The organism is Acidovorax sp. LjRoot74 (genome assembly GCF_964254355.1).
Lineage (GTDB): Bacteria > Pseudomonadota > Gammaproteobacteria > Burkholderiales > Burkholderiaceae_C > Acidovorax.
The window spans coordinates 4,922,187-4,940,000 of record NZ_CAXUTI020000001.1; the positions used below are offsets into that span (position 1 = coordinate 4,922,187).

The 17,814-nt window shown below is 57.6% G+C and carries 9 protein-coding genes, 2 tRNA genes and 5 rRNA genes (1 of these 16 cut by a window edge); 1 reads left to right on the forward strand and 15 read right to left on the reverse strand.

Annotated elements, in window-relative coordinates; genetic code table 11:
- The 8 genes from ACSQ3O_RS23355 to ACSQ3O_RS23390 all read right to left on the reverse strand — a co-directional run bounded on the left by ACSQ3O_RS23355 (window position 1) and on the right by ACSQ3O_RS23390 (window position 7,944).
- Window positions 1-1,131, reverse strand: a complete 1,131-nt coding sequence (locus ACSQ3O_RS23355; protein ID WP_436140649.1) for an acyl-CoA dehydrogenase family protein — start codon at window positions 1,129-1,131, stop codon at window positions 1-3.
- Window positions 1,132-1,176: 45 nt separating this feature from the next.
- Window positions 1,177-1,845 (reverse strand): SDR family oxidoreductase, encoded by a 669-nt coding sequence (locus ACSQ3O_RS23360; protein ID WP_436140650.1) that lies wholly within the window; start codon window positions 1,843-1,845, stop codon window positions 1,177-1,179.
- A gap of 130 nt (window positions 1,846-1,975) precedes the next feature.
- On the reverse strand, window positions 1,976-3,163 hold the full coding sequence (locus ACSQ3O_RS23365) for an acetyl-CoA C-acyltransferase (protein WP_436140651.1): 1,188 nt from the start codon (window positions 3,161-3,163) through the stop codon (window positions 1,976-1,978).
- An 80-nt stretch (window positions 3,164-3,243) separates the two neighbouring features.
- On the reverse strand, window positions 3,244-5,049 hold the full coding sequence (aceK, locus tag ACSQ3O_RS23370; protein WP_436140652.1) for a bifunctional isocitrate dehydrogenase kinase/phosphatase: 1,806 nt from the start codon (window positions 5,047-5,049) through the stop codon (window positions 3,244-3,246).
- A 50-nt stretch (window positions 5,050-5,099) separates the two neighbouring features.
- The gene (can, locus tag ACSQ3O_RS23375; protein ID WP_137747806.1) at window positions 5,100-5,759 is read right to left on the reverse strand and encodes a carbonate dehydratase; all 660 of its coding nucleotides are present in this window, start codon (window positions 5,757-5,759) and stop codon (window positions 5,100-5,102) included.
- A 53-nt stretch (window positions 5,760-5,812) separates the two neighbouring features.
- Window positions 5,813-7,003 carry an isovaleryl-CoA dehydrogenase gene (locus ACSQ3O_RS23380; RefSeq protein WP_137747807.1) on the reverse strand — a complete coding sequence of 397 codons (1,191 nt, stop codon included), beginning with the start codon at window positions 7,001-7,003 and terminating at the stop codon, window positions 5,813-5,815.
- A 41-nt stretch (window positions 7,004-7,044) separates the two neighbouring features.
- On the reverse strand, window positions 7,045-7,506 hold the full coding sequence (locus ACSQ3O_RS23385) for a PaaI family thioesterase (RefSeq protein ID WP_436140653.1): 462 nt from the start codon (window positions 7,504-7,506) through the stop codon (window positions 7,045-7,047).
- A gap of 42 nt (window positions 7,507-7,548) precedes the next feature.
- Window positions 7,549-7,944, reverse strand: a complete 396-nt coding sequence (locus ACSQ3O_RS23390; protein WP_436140654.1) for a MerR family transcriptional regulator — start codon at window positions 7,942-7,944, stop codon at window positions 7,549-7,551.
- A gap of 125 nt (window positions 7,945-8,069) precedes the next feature.
- Between ACSQ3O_RS23390 and ACSQ3O_RS23395 the strand changes: the two genes are divergently transcribed.
- Window positions 8,070-9,155 carry an MBL fold metallo-hydrolase gene (locus ACSQ3O_RS23395; RefSeq protein WP_436140655.1) on the forward strand — a complete coding sequence of 362 codons (1,086 nt, stop codon included), beginning with the start codon at window positions 8,070-8,072 and terminating at the stop codon, window positions 9,153-9,155.
- A 289-nt stretch (window positions 9,156-9,444) separates the two neighbouring features.
- On the opposite strand, the gene rrf (ACSQ3O_RS23400) is transcribed toward ACSQ3O_RS23395, so the two are convergent.
- The 7 genes from rrf (ACSQ3O_RS23400) to ACSQ3O_RS23430 form a co-directional block, all read right to left on the reverse strand.
- A 5S ribosomal RNA gene (gene rrf, locus ACSQ3O_RS23400) occupies window positions 9,445-9,557 on the reverse strand.
- A 145-nt stretch (window positions 9,558-9,702) separates the two neighbouring features.
- A 23S ribosomal RNA gene (locus tag ACSQ3O_RS23405) occupies window positions 9,703-12,581 on the reverse strand.
- Window positions 12,582-12,959: 378 nt separating this feature from the next.
- A tRNA-Ala gene (locus ACSQ3O_RS23410) sits at window positions 12,960-13,035 on the reverse strand.
- Between the two features lie 50 nt (window positions 13,036-13,085).
- Window positions 13,086-13,162 (reverse strand) — tRNA-Ile (locus ACSQ3O_RS23415).
- Between the two features lie 52 nt (window positions 13,163-13,214).
- A 16S ribosomal RNA gene (locus ACSQ3O_RS23420) occupies window positions 13,215-14,743 on the reverse strand.
- Window positions 14,744-15,091: 348 nt separating this feature from the next.
- A 5S ribosomal RNA gene (rrf, locus tag ACSQ3O_RS23425) occupies window positions 15,092-15,204 on the reverse strand.
- Between the two features lie 145 nt (window positions 15,205-15,349).
- A 23S ribosomal RNA gene (locus ACSQ3O_RS23430) occupies window positions 15,350-17,814 on the reverse strand (it continues 414 nt past the right edge of the window).
- The 16S, 23S and 5S rRNA genes sit together here with 2 tRNA genes alongside, the layout of an rRNA operon.

Consider the following 17,814-nt stretch of genomic DNA (forward strand, 5'->3'; position numbering starts at 1 on the left):
TCAGGCGAGCGCGCGCTGGATGATGATCTTCTGCACGTCGCTCGTGCCTTCATAAATCTGGCACACGCGCACGTCGCGGTAGATGCGCTCCACCGGGAAATCGTTCACCACACCGTAGCCACCCAGCGTCTGGATGGCGGCGCTGCACACACGCTCGGCCATCTCGCTGGCAAACAGCTTGGCCATGGCGGCTTCCTTCAGGCAGGGCTTGCCCGCATCGCGCAACGCAGCGGCGTGCCAAATGATCTGGCGCGCGGCCTCGATCTGCGTGGCGCAGTCGGCCAGGCGAAAGCCCACGGCCTGGTGGTTGAAGATGGCGGTGCCGAAGCTCTCGCGCTCTTTCGAATACGCGAGCGCCGCGTCGAACGCGCTGCGCGCCATGCCCACGCTTTGGGCGGCGATGCCGATGCGGCCGCCTTCGAGCGCGCCTAGCGCGATCTTGTAGCCCTCGCCCTCCGCGCCGATGAGGTTCTCGGCCGGGATGCGGCAGTTGTCGAAGTTGATCTGCGCCGTGTCGCTGCTGTGCTGGCCCAACTTGTCTTCGAGCCGCGCCACCACATAGCCCGGCGCGCTGGTGGGCACCAGGAAGGCACTCATGCCCTTCTTGCCCGCGCCCTTGTCGGTGACGGCGATCACGATGGCCACATGGCCGTTCTTGCCGCTGGTGATGAACTGCTTGACGCCGTTGATCACGTATTCATCGCCCTGCTTGACGGCCGTGGTGCGTAACGCCGACGCGTCCGAGCCCACATGCGGCTCGGTCAGGCAGAAAGCGCCCAGCATTTCGCCACGTGCCAGGGGCGTGAGCCAGTCGCGCTTTTGCTGCGCGTTGCCGTAGCGCATCAGGATGGCGTTGACGGGGCAGTTCGTCACGCTGATGGCGGTGCTGGTGCCGCCGTCACCCGCCGCGATCTCTTCGAGCACCAGCGCGAGTGTGAGGTAGTCGAGGTTGGCACCGCCAAACTCTTCGGGAACGCAGATGCCGTAAGCGCCGAGCGCGGCGAGGCCCTGGTGGGCCTCCTTGGGGAAGTGGTGTTCCTTGTCCCAGCGCGCGGCGTTCGGCCACAGTTCGGTCTGCGCAAAGTCGCGCACCGCGTCGCGGATCATTTCCTGGTCTTGGGTCAGCAGCATGGGGTGTCTCCGAAAGTCATTCGTTGTTCGTCGTCAAAAGATGAATTACCAGTGCGCAGCACGGCGGCCGTCGTGGTGCAGCAGGCGGCCCTTGTCGGCGGGGGTCAGGCCCGCCACCGTGCTACGTAGGCCATGCACGCTGTCCTCCACCGTGAGCGGGGCGCTGTCGCCCCCCATGTCGGTCTGCACCCAGCCAGGGTCGATGGTGACCAGCGTGGCGCCGGGGTAATCGTGCTGGGCGGCGGCCACGGCCATGTTGAGCGCGGCCTTGCTGGTGCGGTACAGCCAGGAACCGCTGTTCGGCACGCGGTCGATCTGCGACATGGACGACGAGATGAACGCAAACACCCCGCCCGCATCTGCCACCAGCGGCGCCACCTGCGGAAGAGCCTGCATCGCGCCCAGCACGTTGGTGTGCATGACGGCGTCGAAGTCCTGCTGCGTGGGCGGCGTGAGGGCGTTCGGGCGGCGGATCACCCCGGCCACATACCAGGCGATATCAATCTTCTCGCCATCGAGCTGCCAGGCCAGGCCACTCACGCTGGCGGGGTTGGCCACGTCCACCGTCAGCGCTTCGGCGCCCAGGGCCCGCACCCGCTCGCGGCCCGCGTCGTCGCGCACGGTGGCGATCACGCGGCGGCCCGCCTCGGTGTACTGGCGCACCAGTTCCAGGCCAATGCCCCGCGATGCGCCGATGACGAGTATGGAGTTCATTTTTTTAACAAAATTGGCTTCTCCCGCGCGTCCATCATGCGGAAGCAGCTATAAAAACATGAGCAAACCAGTGCAGCACTGGCTCGCTCTCCACAACACCCGGCAGCGCCGGGTATTGCCATCACGCCCGTTACACCAGCTCCAACGCCACGGCCGTGGCCTCGCCACCGCCGATGCACAGCGTGGCCAGGCCCTTGGTCAGGCCGCGCGCCTTGAGTGCGTGGATCAGCGTGACCATGATGCGCGCGCCGCTGGCGCCGATGGGGTGGCCCAGCGCGCAGGCGCCACCGTTCACGTTGACCTTGTCGTGGGGCAGGTCCAGCTCCTTCATCAGCGCCATGGGCACCACGGCAAAGGCCTCGTTGATCTCCCACAGCTGCACATCGGCCACCTGCCAACCCGCCTTGGCCAGTGCCTTTTGCGTGGCGCCCAGCGGGGCGGTGGCAAACCACTCGGGCTCTTGCGCATGCGTGGCGTGGCTCACGATGCGGGCCAGGGGCTTGGCACCCAGCTTCTTTGCGGTGGATTCGCGCATCATCACCAGCGCTGCGGCGCCGTCGTTGATGCTGGAGCTGGAGGCGGCGGTGATGGTGCCGTCTTTCTTGAACGCGGGCTTGAGCGTGGCGATCTTTTCGAGCTTGACCTTGCCGGGGCCTTCGTCCACCGAGACCACGGTTTCGCCCGCGCGGGTCTTGACGGTGACGGGCACGATCTCGGCCGCGAACGCGCCGGACTCGGTGGCCGCCTTGGCGCGCTGCACGCTGGCGGTGGCGAAGGCGTCCTGCTGCTCGCGCGTGAAGCTGTATTTGGCAGCGCAGTCTTCACCAAAGGTGCCCATGCTGCGGCCGGCTTCGTAGGCGTCTTCCAGGCCGTCGAGCATCATGTGGTCGAAGATGCGGTCATGGCCCAGGCGGTACCCGCCACGGCCTTTTTGCAGCAGGTAGGGGGCGTTGGTCATGCTCTCCATGCCGCCCGCCACCATCACATCGTGCGTGCCCGCCAGCAGCATGTCGTGCGCCATCATCGCGGCCTTCATGCCGGAGCCGCACATCTTGCTGAGCGTGACGGCCCCTGCACCCTTGGGCAGGCCTCCCTTGAACGCCGCCTGGCGTGCAGGCGCCTGGCCCTGCCCGGCCATCAGGCAGTTGCCAAACAGCACTTCGCCCACGGCGTCGGGCGACACACCGGCGCGTTCGATGGCGGCCTTGATGGCAGCACCGCCCAGGTCGTGTGCGGCCAGGCTGGAGAAGTCGCCCTGCAGCGAGCCCATAGGGGTGCGTGCGGCGCCGACGATGACGATGGGGTCTTGGATGGACATGGGAAGGTCTCCTGGGTAAGGGTCAGAGGAAAGGTGTTCTGAGGGAAAGTGGGAGGTGAAAACGGGGGCTTGGCGAGCGGTCAGCCTGCCGCAGCACCGTGCGCAAAGCGCCGTTCCGTGTCGTAAGGGAACACATCGAACATGTGGCCTGCCTGGATGCGCTCCTTGTGCGACTGCCAGAACGCGGCGTCGAGCAAATCGGCGTGGTGCTGCATGAACACCTCCCGCACCGCGTCGTTGCCGAGCAGGAAGGGGCCAAAGGTTTCGGGGAACACATCACGCGGGCCCACGCTGTACCAGATCTCGCCGCTCATCTCTTCTTCTTCGTTGCGCGGCGTGGGCACGCGGCGGAAGTTGCAGTCGGTGAGGTATTCGATCTCGTCGTAGTCGTAGAAAACGACCTTGCCGTTGCGCGTGACGCCGAAGTTCTTCCACAGCATGTCGCCAGGGAAGATGTTGGCGGCCACGAGGTCTTTGATGGCGTTGCCGTATTCGATGACGCTGTGCTCCATCTGCTGGCGCGCGCGCGGGTCGGACAGGCCGGTGTCGAAGGCTTCCTGCAGATAGATGTTGAGCGGGATCATGCGCCGCTCGATGTACAGGTGCTTGATGATCACTTCGGTCTGGCCGTCACCGTCGCGGTCGCTGATTTCGAGCTGGCTGGGCGCGAACTTCTCGATCTCGGCAATCAGCGCGTCATCGAACCGGTCGCGCGGAAAAGCAACCTCGCTGTACTCCAGCGTGTCGGCCATGCGGCCCACGCGGTCGTGCTGCTTGACGAGCAGGTACTTGGCCTTGATCTGCTCGCGCGTGGTTTCCTTCTGGTGCGGAAAGTAGTCCTTGATGAGCTTGAAGACGAACGGAAAGCTCGGCAGATCGAACACCAGCATCACCATGCCCTTGATGCCCGGCGCGATGCGGAACTGGTCGCTGGAGTGCTTGAGGTGGTACAGAAAGTCGCGGTAGAACAGTGTCTTGCCCTGCTTGGCCAGGCCCAGGGCGTTGTAGATCTCAGCGCGCGGCTTGCGGGGCATGAGGCTGCGCAAAAACTGCACGTAGGCGCTGGGCACCTCCATGTCCACCATGAAATAGGCGCGGGCGAAGCTGAACAGCATCTGCATGTCGTCTTCACCAAACAGCGCGGCGTCGATGGTCAGCCTGCCGCTGTCGTCATGCAGGATGGGCAGCGCAAACGGCACCTCGTGGAAGCCGTTGATGATCTTGCCCACCACGTAGGCACCCTTGTTGCGAAAGAACAGGCTGGTGAGCACCTGGATCTGGAAGTTGGTGCGCAGCCGCACCTTATCAAAGCGCCCACGCATGGCGGCCACCACACAGGCCGTGTCGCGCGCTAGGTCGGCAAACTCGCGCTGGAGCTGGAAGTTCTCGACGATGCTCTGAAAGGTGTCGCCCAGCGTCTCGCGTGTGGGGTAGTAGGCGCGGTAGGTGGGCCGCGCGGCGGGCTCGTCGTTCTCGATGTATTCGGTGCTGACCGCAGGTCGCACAAAGATGAAGTCGTTGTGGAAATGCGTGCGGTGCAGGATCTTGGTGGTGACCGAGTTGAAGAAGGTCTCGGCCAGCTCGGGCTGGTGGTGGTTCACCAGCAAGCCGATGTAATGCAGCTTGACCTGGTGCCACACATCCATGGGCTGCGCCCCTGCCTCGAACTCTTTCTCCAGGCGGCGCACGCATTCCTTCACCCGCAGGTCGTAGAACTCGATGCGCTCACGCTGCGCCCGCTGCTGGCCATGCCAGTCGGCGGTTTCAAAGCGGTGCTTGGCCCGCGCGGACTCGGTGCGGAACAGCCGGTAATGGCGGTTGAAGCCATCCATCATGGCCTTGGCAATGCCGTAGGCCTGGGGGGCATCAAGGCGTTGCGGGAACATGGCGGGGTCCTGGCCGTCGCGGTGAGCAGGCTTGGAGGGGTATGCGCCGCTTACTGCCGTTTGACAGCGGCCACGCCAGCAATGGCCGCCTTGTAGAGCGACTCCAGCCCCTCGGTGCTGTCCACCGTCATGTGCAGGTTGTTGATGAGTCCGTCTTTCAGGCCATAGCACCAGCCGTGCAGCGTGACCTTCTGGCCCCGGCCCCAGGCGTCGAGCATTACGGTGCTCTGCGCCACGTTCACCACCTGCTCGATGGCGTTCAGCTCGCACAGCACGTCGTGGCGCCATTGGGGTTCAATGGACGCAATCAGGTCGCGGTGGCGGTCGCGCACATCCGACACATGGCGGATCCAGTTGTCGGCGAGGCCAACACGCATGCCCTCCAACGCCGCCAGCACGCCACCACAGCCGTAATGGCCCACCACCATGAGGTGTTCGACGCGCAACTGGTCCACCGCGTACTGGATGGTGGACAGGCAGTTCAGGTCGGTAGGCACCACCACGTTGGCCACGTTGCGGTGCACAAACACCTCGCCTGGCTCCAGGCCGGTGATCTGGTTGGCAGGCACGCGGCTATCGGAGCAGCCGATCCACATGTACTTGGGCTTCTGCTGTGCCAGCAGGCCGGTGAAGAAGCCAGGGCGCTCGCGTTCCATCTGCGCCGCCCAGGCACGGTTGTGGACAAACAGGTCTTCGATGGATGTGGGCATGGTGGGTCTGGCTCTTTCAAACGGTGGATCGGCCCGGGGCAAGCGCCCGCAGGTCAGCAGGTTTCAGCAAACAGCTCGCGGCCGATCAGCATGCGGCGGATCTCGCTGGTGCCCGCGCCAATCTCGTACAGCTTGGCATCGCGCCAGAGGCGGCCCAGCGGGTACTCGTTGATGTAGCCGTTGCCACCGTAGATCTGCACGCCTTCGCCCGCCATCCAGGTGGCCTTTTCGGCACACCAGAGGATGACGCTGGCGCAGTCCTTGCGGACCTGGCGCACATGGTCGGTCCCGAGCATGTCGAGGTTCTTGGCCACGGTGTAGGCAAACGAGCGCCCAGCCTGCAGCACGGTGTACATGTCGGCCACCTTGCCCTGGATGAGCTGGAATTCGCCAATGCTCTGGCCGAACTGCTTGCGGTCGTGAATGTAAGGGATCACGTTGTCCATCACCGACTGCATGATGCCCAGGGGGCCGCCGGTCAGAACCGCGCGTTCGTAGTCCAGGCCACTCATCAGCACCTTGGCGCCCTGGTTCACGCCACCCAGCACATTTGCTGCAGGCACTTCAACGTCCTGGAACACCAGCTCGCCCGTGTGGCTGCCGCGCATGCCCAGCTTGTCGAGCTTTTGCGCAATCGAGAAGCCCTTCATGCCCTTTTCGATCAGGAAGGCCGTGACACCACGCGCGCCCAGTTCAGGTTCGGTCTTGGCGTAGACCACCAGTGTGTCGGCGTCGGGGCCGTTGGTGATCCACATCTTGCTGCCGTTGAGCAGGTAGTAGCCGCCTTTGTCCTCTGCCTTGAGCTTCATGCTGATCACGTCGGAGCCTGCGCCGGGTTCGCTCATGGCCAGCGCACCCACGTGTTCGCCGCTGATGAGCTTGGGCAGGTACTTGGCCTTTTGCGCCTCGTTGCCGTTGCGGTTGATCTGGTTCACGCACAGGTTGCTGTGCGCGCCGTAGGACAGGCCCACCGAGGCGCTGGCGCGCGAGATTTCCTCCATGGCGACCATGTGCGCCAGGTAGCCCATGGCGGCGCCGCCATATTGCTCAGGAACCGTGATGCCCAGCACGCCCAGGTCGCCCATCTTGCGCCACAGGTCCATGGGGAACTGGTCGCTCTTGTCAATCTCTGCCGCGCGTGGGGCGATTTCTGCCTGCGCGAAGTCGCGCACTGCGTCGCGCAGGGCGTCGATGTCTTCGCCCAGCTGGAAGTTGAGGCCGGGCAGGTTGGCGGGAATGCTCATGGGGTTTGTCTCCTCGTAGAAGGTAGGGAAATGGGCAGGGCTCAGCCCTGGATGCTGTCGCGTCCGGTGACTGCCATGAGGGTGCAACCCATGGTGGCGATCAGCTTTTCTTGGTTACCGTCGATGGCGAAGGCTCGGCCCTCGCAGACGGTGATGGTGCGGCCGGGCTTCAGCACCCGCCCTTCCATGCGGAACCGCTCGCCCTTTGCGGGGGCCAGCAGGTTGATCTTGAATTCGATGGTCAGAACAGCGGCGTCCTCTGCCATCAGTGTGAAGCCCGCATAGCCGCAGGCGGAATCCAGCGCCGTGGCAACCATGCCGGCATGCAGGAAGCCGTGCTGCTGGGTCAACGCTGCGGCCCAGGACAGCTCAATGTCCACAGCACCGGGCGCCAGCAAGCCCAGACGGGCCCCCAAGGTCTGCATCGCCCCTTGGCGTGCAAAGCTGCCCTTCACACGGTCTGCGTAATGGGCACAGCGGGGCTCGAAAGGGGTCGTTGTCACGACGGTCTCCTGATTTACGTTTACGTAAACGTCAATTATGGATCATTTTTCCGTTTCCACCTTGCGCAGCAGCGCACGCGCCTCCTCTTCATGCTCCTGGACCTCCTCCAGATTGGCCCGCAGGTCGGCCATTTGCTCCTCCAGCTGTTTGCGATGCACCACCAGCACATCGAGGAACTTGCGCAATTGCACGCCGGTATCACGGGGACTGTCGTACAGATCAATGATCTCCTTGGCCTCGGTCAAGGACAGCCCCAGGCGCTTGGCACGCAAGGTCAGGCGCAGACGAGTGCGGTCCCGCGCGCTGTAGACGCGATTGCGCCCCGCAGTCCCCGTGCGCTCGGGCTGCAACAAGCCCATGTCTTCGTAGAAACGAATGGCCCGGGTGGTGAGGTCAAACTCTTTGGCAAGGTCGCTGATGGTGTAGGTGTTGGCCATGGTGTGGGCTGTATGCATACAGAGCGGTTTCGCGCAGGAGACAGCCCATGGGCCATCGATCCCTACAATGCATCGAATGCATGACGTTTACGTTAACGTCAATGCTAACGCATGCGACCATTGCCATGAACCCACTCGAACACCAGATCCACTATCCACTCGGTGATGCCCTTCCCCCCGAAGGCAGCACCATTGAGGTCGCGCCTGGCGTGAAGTGGATCCGCATGGGCCTGCCTTTTGCGCTCGACCATATCAATCTGTGGCTGCTGAGGGACAGGCAACCCGATGTGGGCGGCACCATGGTGGAAGGCTGGACGGTGGTGGACTGCTGCATCGACAGCCCTGGCACCCGGGCACAGTGGGAGCAAGTGTTCGCCAGCCGCCTGGAGGGCCTGCCCATCCTGCGGGTGATCGTCACCCATATGCACCCGGACCACATCGGTTTGGCCCATTGGCTGTGCGAGCGCTGGAACGTGCGCCTCTGGATCAGCGCAACCGACTACCAGGTCGCCAGAACCGCTGTGTACGACCGCAATGGCTTCGGCGGCGAAGCGGGTGCTGACTTTTACATGCTGCATGGGATGCAGGATGAAGCATTCCTTCAGCATGTGCGGGGGCGCGCCTCCTATTTCCCGACCCTCGTGCCCGCACTGCCACCCAGTTTTCGCAGACTCATGGATGGCGACACCATTGAGATCGGCGGGCGCTGTTGGCAGTGCATCAGTGGCTACGGGCATGCCCCCGAGCACATCGCGCTTTACAGCGAGGAGCTGTCAGCACTTCTCAGCGGCGACATGGTGTTGCCACGCATTTCTACCAATGTCAGCGTTCATGCATCCGAGCCAGAGTCGAATCCACTGCGGCTTTTTCTGACATCCCTGCTGCGCTACTTGGTGCTACCACCAGACACGCTGGTGCTTCCCTCCCACGGAAAGCCTTTTCAGGGCTTGCACGAGCGCATTCAGCAACTGCAGAACCACCACCGCGACAGGCTTGTTGAGATCCTCGCGGCAGCTCAACAGGGCTCGCTTTCAGCCTTCGACGTACTGCCGATCATGTTCAAGCGCAAGCTCGACGCCCACCAGATGACCTTCGCCATGGGTGAGGCTTTGGCTCATTTGCATTGGCTGTGGTTAGATGGTCAGCTGCAGCGGGTTCTGGACGCTGGCGGGATTCACCGGTTTCAGCTCCCACAAGGTCCATCGCGATAGGCCCTGCATGGCGATGCGATGAAAGTCGCCTGACAACACTCTTCTCGCACAAGTCTCGCTGCACAGCTATGGGATAGCGCGGCGGTGATAGAACCTGCGCCCAACCGATGAGGATTGGAATGCCGTCGGTAGCTGCGAGCTGCTGGCGCTCAGAGAGAGCGGAGGCTGCAGAGCAGGAAGGGCTTGTGGGTTTAGATGTGAGCTGCAGGGATGCGTTCCGAGAGTCAGGCGCCCCAAAGCAAAACGCCCTTCTACTCAGTAGAGCAGAAGGGCGGTTTGGGCTGTAAGAGCCTGACGATGACCTACTTTCACACGGGAACCCGCACTATCATCGGCGCAAAGTCGTTTCACTGTCCTGTTCGGGATGGGAAGGAGTGGTACCAACTTGCTATGGTCATCAGGCATAACTTGGTGCTGGGCTGTTCGTGTGAACAGCCTGGCGAATTCATAGAGTCTGGAATCAGATTTTGTGTCTTTTGACTGCGTCTAACTTGGCATAACAGACTTTGAGCTTCACGCTGGAGAGCGTGTTGGCTATCAAAGTTATAGGGTCAAGCCGCACGAGCAATTAGTATCAGTTAGCTTAACGCATTACTGCGCTTCCACACCTGACCTATCAACGTCCTGGTCTTGAACGACTCTTTAGGGGGCTCAAGGCCCCGGCAGATCTCATCTTGAAACGAGTTTCCCGCTTAGATGCTTTCAGCGGTTATCTCTTCCACACTTAGCTACTCGGCAATGCCACTGGCGTGACAACCGATACACCAGAGGTGTGTCCACTCCGGTCCTCTCGTACTAGGAGCAGGCTTCCTCAAATCTGCAGCGCCCACGGAAGATAGGGACCAAACTGTCTCACGACGTTTTAAACCCAGCTCACGTACCTCTTTAAATGGCGAACAGCCATACCCTTGGGACCGGCTACAGCCCCAGGATGAGATGAGCCGACATCGAGGTGCCAAACACCGCCGTCGATATGAACTCTTGGGCGGTATCAGCCTGTTATCCCCAGAGTACCTTTTATCCGTTGAGCGATGGCCCTTCCATACAGAACCACCGGATCACTATGTCCTGCTTTCGCATCTGCTCGACTTGTCAGTCTCGCAGTTAAGCACGCTTATGCCATTGCACTATCGTCACGATGTCCGACCGTAACTAGCGTACCTTCGAACTCCTCCGTTACGCTTTGGGAGGAGACCGCCCCAGTCAAACTGCCTACCATGCACTGTCCCCGATCCAGATAATGGACCTAGGTTAGAACCTCAAACACACCAGGGTGGTATTTCAACGTTGGCTCCATGAGATCTAGCGACCTCACTTCAAAGCCTCCCACCTATCCTACACAGATCTGTTCAAAGTCCAATACAAAGCTACAGTAAAGGTTCATGGGGTCTTTCCGTCTTTCCGCGGGGAGATTGCATCATCACAAACATTTCAACTTCGCTGAGTCTCAGGAGGAGACAGTGTGGCCATCGTTACGCCATTCGTGCAGGTCGGAACTTACCCGACAAGGAATTTCGCTACCTTAGGACCGTTATAGTTACGGCCGCCGTTTACTGGGACTTCAATCAAGAGCTTGCACCCCATCATTTAATCTTCCAGCACCGGGCAGGCGTCACACCCTATACGTCCACTTTCGTGTTTGCAGAGTGCTGTGTTTTTATTAAACAGTCGCAGCCACCGATTTTTTGCAACCCCGTTGGGCTCCCTCTGTACGAGTTCACCTACTTGGGGCATACCTTCTCCCGAAGTTACGGTATCAATTTGCCGAGTTCCTTCTCCTGAGTTCTCTCAAGCGCCTTAGAATACTCATCTCGCGCACCAGTGTCGGTTTGCGGTACGGTCGTCAATAGCTGAAGCTTAGTGGCTTTTCCTGGAAGCAGGGTATCACTCACTTCGTCTGCAAGCAGACTCGTTATCACCCCTCATCTAAGCCCGGCGGATTTGCCTACCAGGCACGACTACAGGCTTGAACCAACATATCCAACAGTTGGCTGAGCTAACCTTCTCCGTCCCCACATCGCACTATTGATCGGTACAGGAATATTGACCTGTTTCCCATCAGCTACGCATCTCTGCCTCGCCTTAGGGGCCGACTCACTCTACGCCGATGAACGTTGCGTAGAAAACCTTGCGCTTACGGCGAGGGGGCTTTTCACCCCCTTTAACGCTACTCATGTCAGCATTCGCACTTCTGATACCTCCAGCATCCGTTACCAGACACCTTCACAGGCCTACAGAACGCTCTCCTACCACTTGCAATAAATTGCAAATCCGCAGCTTCGGTAACTGGCTTAGCCCCGTTACATCTTCCGCGCAGGACGACTCGATCAGTGAGCTATTACGCTTTCTTTAAATGATGGCTGCTTCTAAGCCAACATCCTGACTGTTTTAGCCTTCCCACTTCGTTTCCCACTTAGCCAATTTTAGGGACCTTAGCTGGCGGTCTGGGTTGTTTCCCTCTTGAGTCCGGACGTTAGCACCCGGTGCTCTGTCTCCCAAGCTGTACTCTGCGGTATTCGGAGTTTGCATAGGTTTGGTAAGTCGCCATGACCCCCTAGCCTAAACAGTGCTCTACCCCCGCAGGTAATACTTGAGGCACTACCTAAATAGTTTTCGGAGAGAACCAGCTATTTCCAAGTTTGTTTAGCCTTTCACCCCTATCCACAGCTCATCCCCTAGTTTTGCAACACTAGTGGGTTCGGACCTCCAGTACCTGTTACGGCACCTTCATCCTGGCCATGGATAGATCACTTGGTTTCGGGTCTACACCCAGCGACTGATTCGCCCTATTCGGACTCGATTTCTCTACGGCTTCCCTATTCGGTTAACCTTGCCACTGAATGTAAGTCGCTGACCCATTATACAAAAGGTACGCAGTCACCCTTGCGGGCTCCTACTTTTTGTAAGCATGCGGTTTCAGGATCTATTTCACTCCCCTCCCGGGGTTCTTTTCGCCTTTCCCTCACGGTACTGGTTCACTATCGGTCGATTACGAGTATTTAGCCTTGGAGGATGGTCCCCCCATATTCAGACAGGATTTCTCGTGTCCCGCCCTACTTTTCTCTAACTTAGTACCACACGTCTGTTTTCGCATACAGGGCTATCACCTGCTATGGCCGGGCTTTCCATCCCGTTTTGCTAACAGTCGTGCTATCACTAGAAGGCTCTTCCGATTTCGCTCGCCACTACTTTCGGAATCTCGGTTGATGTCTTTTCCTCGAGCTACTGAGATGTTTCAGTTCACCCGGTTCGCCTCGCATACCTATGTATTCAGTATGCGATACCTCTTGCGAGGTGGGTTTCCCCATTCAGAAATCTCCGGATCAAAGCTTATTTGCCAGCTCCCCGAAGCTTATCGCAGGCTATCACGTCTTTCATCGCCTGTAATCGCCAAGGCATCCACCACATGCTCTTAGTCACTTGACCCTATAACTTTGACATCTCTTTCAAGATATCGCCATCATCTCAAGGACTTGCCAGGTCTTTCACCTGACGCGTTATGCCGTAATGTGAATAATTCCTCGATATCACTATCAAGAAACATTCGTCATTACTGAGTTCAAATTACTTCGCAATCGCTTTCGCAATCACGTTTGCTCATTGAACATTCGTTTTGACGCAATCAAAAATTTGTCACCAGGGGCACGGTCTGCACTAAACCTTTACGAATGTGCAGTTTCCCCTGGCAACTCTGATTTCGACTCTATGAATTTTTAAAGAACAGCCGATTGATCAATCGATATTGATCAACAACAAAACAGCCTTTTGCAAAGCAGCTTTGGTGTTGAATTCCCGAAGTGTTGTTGGTGGAGGATGACGGGATCGAACCGACGACCCCCTGCTTGCAAAGCAGGTGCTCTCCCAGCTGAGCTAATCCCCCATCTCGATCCATTGCCTGCAACTCTCATCGCAGCCATCGCCATCGGAATTTGGTGGGTCTAGTTGGGCTCGAACCAACGACCCCTGCGTTATCAACACAGTGCTCTAACCAGCTGAGCTACAGACCCTGTTCCAACAACCGATAAGTGTGGGCGTTCAATATTGAATGCAGTTTTCCAGAAAGGAGGTGATCCAGCCGCACCTTCCGATACGGCTACCTTGTTACGACTTCACCCCAGTCACGAACCCTGCCGTGGTAATCGCCCTCCTTGCGGTTAGGCTAACTACTTCTGGCAGAACCCGCTCCCATGGTGTGACGGGCGGTGTGTACAAGACCCGGGAACGTATTCACCGCGACATTCTGATCCGCGATTACTAGCGATTCCGACTTCACGCAGTCGAGTTGCAGACTGCGATCCGGACTACGACTGGCTTTATGGGATTGGCTCCCCCTCGCGGGTTGGCAACCCTCTGTACCAGCCATTGTATGACGTGTGTAGCCCCACCTATAAGGGCCATGAGGACTTGACGTCATCCCCACCTTCCTCCGGTTTGTCACCGGCAGTCCCATTAGAGTGCCCTTTCGTAGCAACTAATGGCAAGGGTTGCGCTCGTTGCGGGACTTAACCCAACATCTCACGACACGAGCTGACGACAGCCATGCAGCACCTGTGTTATGGCTCTCTTTCGAGCACTCCTCTATCTCTAAAGGATTCCATACATGTCAAAGGTGGGTAAGGTTTTTCGCGTTGCATCGAATTAAACCACATCATCCACCGCTTGTGCGGGTCCCCGTCAATTCCTTTGAGTTTCAACCTTGCGGCCGTACTCCCCAGGCGGTCAACTTCACGCGTTAGCTTCGTTACTGAGTCAGTGAAGACCCAACAACCAGTTGACATCGTTTAGGGCGTGGACTACCAGGGTATCTAATCCTGTTTGCTCCCCACGCTTTCGTGCATGAGCGTCAGTACAGGCCCAGGGGATTGCCTTCGCCATCGGTGTTCCTCCGCATATCTACGCATTTCACTGCTACACGCGGAATTCCATCCCCCTCTGCCGTACTCTAGCTATACAGTCACAAATGCAGTTCCCAGGTTGAGCCCGGGGATTTCACATCTGTCTTATATAACCGCCTGCGCACGCTTTACGCCCAGTAATTCCGATTAACGCTCGCACCCTACGTATTACCGCGGCTGCTGGCACGTAGTTAGCCGGTGCTTATTCTTACGGTACCGTCATGGACCCCCTTTATTAGAAGGAGTCTTTTCGTTCCGTACAAAAGCAGTTTACAACCCGAAGGCCTTCATCCTGCACGCGGCATGGCTGGATCAGGCTTGCGCCCATTGTCCAAAATTCCCCACTGCTGCCTCCCGTAGGAGTCTGGGCCGTGTCTCAGTCCCAGTGTGGCTGGTCGTCCTCTCAGACCAGCTACAGATCGTCGGCTTGGTAAGCTTTTATCCCACCAACTACCTAATCTGCCATCGGCCGCTCCGTGAGCGCAAGGCCTTGCGGTCCCCTGCTTTCATCCTGAGATCGTATGCGGTATTAGCAAAGCTTTCGCCTCGTTATCCCCCACTCTCGGGCACGTTCCGATGTATTACTCACCCGTTCGCCACTCGTCAGCATCCGAAGACCTGTTACCGTTCGACTTGCATGTGTAAGGCATGCCGCCAGCGTTCAATCTGAGCCAGGATCAAACTCTACAGTTCGATCTTGATTTTTTCGCTCTTTCGAGCAACTCATAAAAAAGAATTGAAGTGAACTTCACTTCTATCTCATGAGCGTTTGTAGTGCTAAGCACTAGTTCCAAAGAACTTGGCACTCGCCATCAAACGCCCACGCTTATCGGCTGTATATTTTTAAGGATCCCTGCAGAAACCAGATCAGAACCGAAGCTCTTTTCTTTTTTTTCTACCGACTTAGCTGCGATCAGCTGAGCCTTGAATTCTAGCACAGTTTTTTAAGAACTGTCAAACTTGTGTTTTCTTTTGAGGCATGTTCTTCGTGCCTCAAAAGAAAACACCCAGTAAAAAGACTGGGTGTCTCTTGCTGTAAGAGCCTGACGATGACCTACTTTCACACGGGAACCCGCACTATCATCGGCGCAAAGTCGTTTCACTGTCCTGTTCGGGATGGGAAGGAGTGGTACCAACTTGCTATGGTCATCAGGCATAACTTGGTGCTGGGCTGTTCGTGTGAACAGCCTGGCGAATTCATAGAGTCTGGAATCAGATTTTGTGTCTTTTGACTGCGTCTAACTTGGCATAACAGACTTTGAGCTTCACGCTGGAGAGCGTGTTGGCTATCAAAGTTATAGGGTCAAGCCGCACGAGCAATTAGTATCAGTTAGCTTAACGCATTACTGCGCTTCCACACCTGACCTATCAACGTCCTGGTCTTGAACGACTCTTTAGGGGGCTCAAGGCCCCGGCAGATCTCATCTTGAAACGAGTTTCCCGCTTAGATGCTTTCAGCGGTTATCTCTTCCACACTTAGCTACTCGGCAATGCCACTGGCGTGACAACCGATACACCAGAGGTGTGTCCACTCCGGTCCTCTCGTACTAGGAGCAGGCTTCCTCAAATCTGCAGCGCCCACGGAAGATAGGGACCAAACTGTCTCACGACGTTTTAAACCCAGCTCACGTACCTCTTTAAATGGCGAACAGCCATACCCTTGGGACCGGCTACAGCCCCAGGATGAGATGAGCCGACATCGAGGTGCCAAACACCGCCGTCGATATGAACTCTTGGGCGGTATCAGCCTGTTATCCCCAGAGTACCTTTTATCCGTTGAGCGATGGCCCTTCCATACAGAACCACCGGATCACTATGTCCTGCTTTCGCATCTGCTCGACTTGTCAGTCTCGCAGTTAAGCACGCTTATGCCATTGCACTATCGTCACGATGTCCGACCGTAACTAGCGTACCTTCGAACTCCTCCGTTACGCTTTGGGAGGAGACCGCCCCAGTCAAACTGCCTACCATGCACTGTCCCCGATCCAGATAATGGACCTAGGTTAGAACCTCAAACACACCAGGGTGGTATTTCAACGTTGGCTCCATGAGATCTAGCGACCTCACTTCAAAGCCTCCCACCTATCCTACACAGATCTGTTCAAAGTCCAATACAAAGCTACAGTAAAGGTTCATGGGGTCTTTCCGTCTTTCCGCGGGGAGATTGCATCATCACAAACATTTCAACTTCGCTGAGTCTCAGGAGGAGACAGTGTGGCCATCGTTACGCCATTCGTGCAGGTCGGAACTTACCCGACAAGGAATTTCGCTACCTTAGGACCGTTATAGTTACGGCCGCCGTTTACTGGGACTTCAATCAAGAGCTTGCACCCCATCATTTAATCTTCCAGCACCGGGCAGGCGTCACACCCTATACGTCCACTTTCGTGTTTGCAGAGTGCTGTGTTTTTATTAAACAGTCGCAGCCACCGATTTTTTGCAACCCCGTTGGGCTCCCTCTGTACGAGTTCACCTACTTGGGGCATACCTTCTCCCGAAGTTACGGTATCAATTTGCCGAGTTCCTTCTCCTGAGTTCTCTCAAGCGCCTTAGAATACTCATCTCGCGCACCAGTGTCGGTTTGCGGTACGGTCGTCAATAGCTGAAGCTTAGTGGCTTTTCCTGGAAGCAGGGTATCACTCACTTCGTCTGCAAGCAGACTCGTTATCACCCCTCATCTAAGCCCGGCGGATTTGCCTACCAGGCACGACTACAGGCTTGAACCAACATATCCAACAGTTGGCTGAGCTAACCTTCTCCGTCCCCACATCGCACTATTGATCGGTACAGGAATATTGACCTGTTTCCCATCAGCTACGCATCTCTGCCTCGCCTTAGGGGCCGACTCACTCTACGCCGATGAACGTTGCGTAGAAAACCTTGCGCTTACGGCGAGGGGGCTTTTCACCCCCTTTAACGCTACTCATGTCAGCATTCGCACTTCTGATACCTCCAGCATCCGTTACCAGACACCTTCACAGGCCTACAGAACGCTCTCCTACCACTTGCAATAAATTGCAAATCCGCAGCTTCGGTAACTGGCTTAGCCCCGTTACATCTTCCGCGCAGGACGACTCGATCAGTGAGCTATTACGCTTTCTTTAAATGATGGCTGCTTCTAAGCCAACATCCTGACTGTTTTAGCCTTCCCACTTCGTTTCCCACTTAGCCAATTTTAGGGACCTTAGCTGGCGGTCTGGGTTGTTTCCCTCTTGAGTCCGGACGTTAGCACCCGGTGCTCTGTCTCCCAAGCTGTACTCTGCGGTATTCGGAGTTTGCATAGGTTTGGTAAGTCGCCATGACCCCCTAGCCTAAACAGTGCTCTACCCCCGCAGGTAATACTTGAGGCACTACCTAAATAGTTTTCGGAGAGAACCAGCTATTTCCAAGTTTGTTTAGCCTTTCACCCCTATCCACAGCTCATCCCCTAGTTTTGCAACACTAGTGGGTTCGGACCTCCAGTACCTGTTACGGCACCTTCATCCTGGCCATGGATAGATCACTTGGTTTCGGGTCTACACCCAGCGACTGATTCGCCCTATTCGGACTCGATTTCTCTACGGCTTCCCTATTCGGTTAACCTTGCCACTGAATGTAAGTCGCTGACCCATTATACAAAAGGTACGCAGTCACCCTTGCGGGCTCCTACTTTTTGTAAGCATGCGGTTTCAGGATCTATTTCACTCCCCTCCCGGGGTTCTTTTCGCCTTTCCCTCACGGTACTGGTTCACTATCGGTCGATTACGAGTATTTAGCCTTGGAGG

What these genes read in the sequence shown, in the direction of transcription:
- ACSQ3O_RS23355 (WP_436140649.1), bottom strand. Translation starts at nt 1,131, where the DNA reads ATGCTGCTGACCCAAGACCAGGAAATGATCCGCGACGCGGTGCGCGAC.
- ACSQ3O_RS23360 (WP_436140650.1), bottom strand. Translation starts at nt 1,845, where the DNA reads ATGAACTCCATACTCGTCATCGGCGCATCGCGGGGCATTGGCCTGGAA.
- ACSQ3O_RS23365 (WP_436140651.1), bottom strand. Translation starts at nt 3,163, where the DNA reads ATGTCCATCCAAGACCCCATCGTCATCGTCGGCGCCGCACGCACCCCT.
- aceK (WP_436140652.1), bottom strand. Translation starts at nt 5,049, where the DNA reads ATGTTCCCGCAACGCCTTGATGCCCCCCAGGCCTACGGCATTGCCAAG.
- can (WP_137747806.1), bottom strand. Translation starts at nt 5,759, where the DNA reads ATGCCCACATCCATCGAAGACCTGTTTGTCCACAACCGTGCCTGGGCG.
- ACSQ3O_RS23380 (WP_137747807.1), bottom strand. Translation starts at nt 7,003, where the DNA reads ATGAGCATTCCCGCCAACCTGCCCGGCCTCAACTTCCAGCTGGGCGAA.
- ACSQ3O_RS23390 (WP_436140654.1), bottom strand. Translation starts at nt 7,944, where the DNA reads ATGGCCAACACCTACACCATCAGCGACCTTGCCAAAGAGTTTGACCTC.
- ACSQ3O_RS23395 (WP_436140655.1), top strand. Translation starts at nt 8,070, where the DNA reads ATGAACCCACTCGAACACCAGATCCACTATCCACTCGGTGATGCCCTT.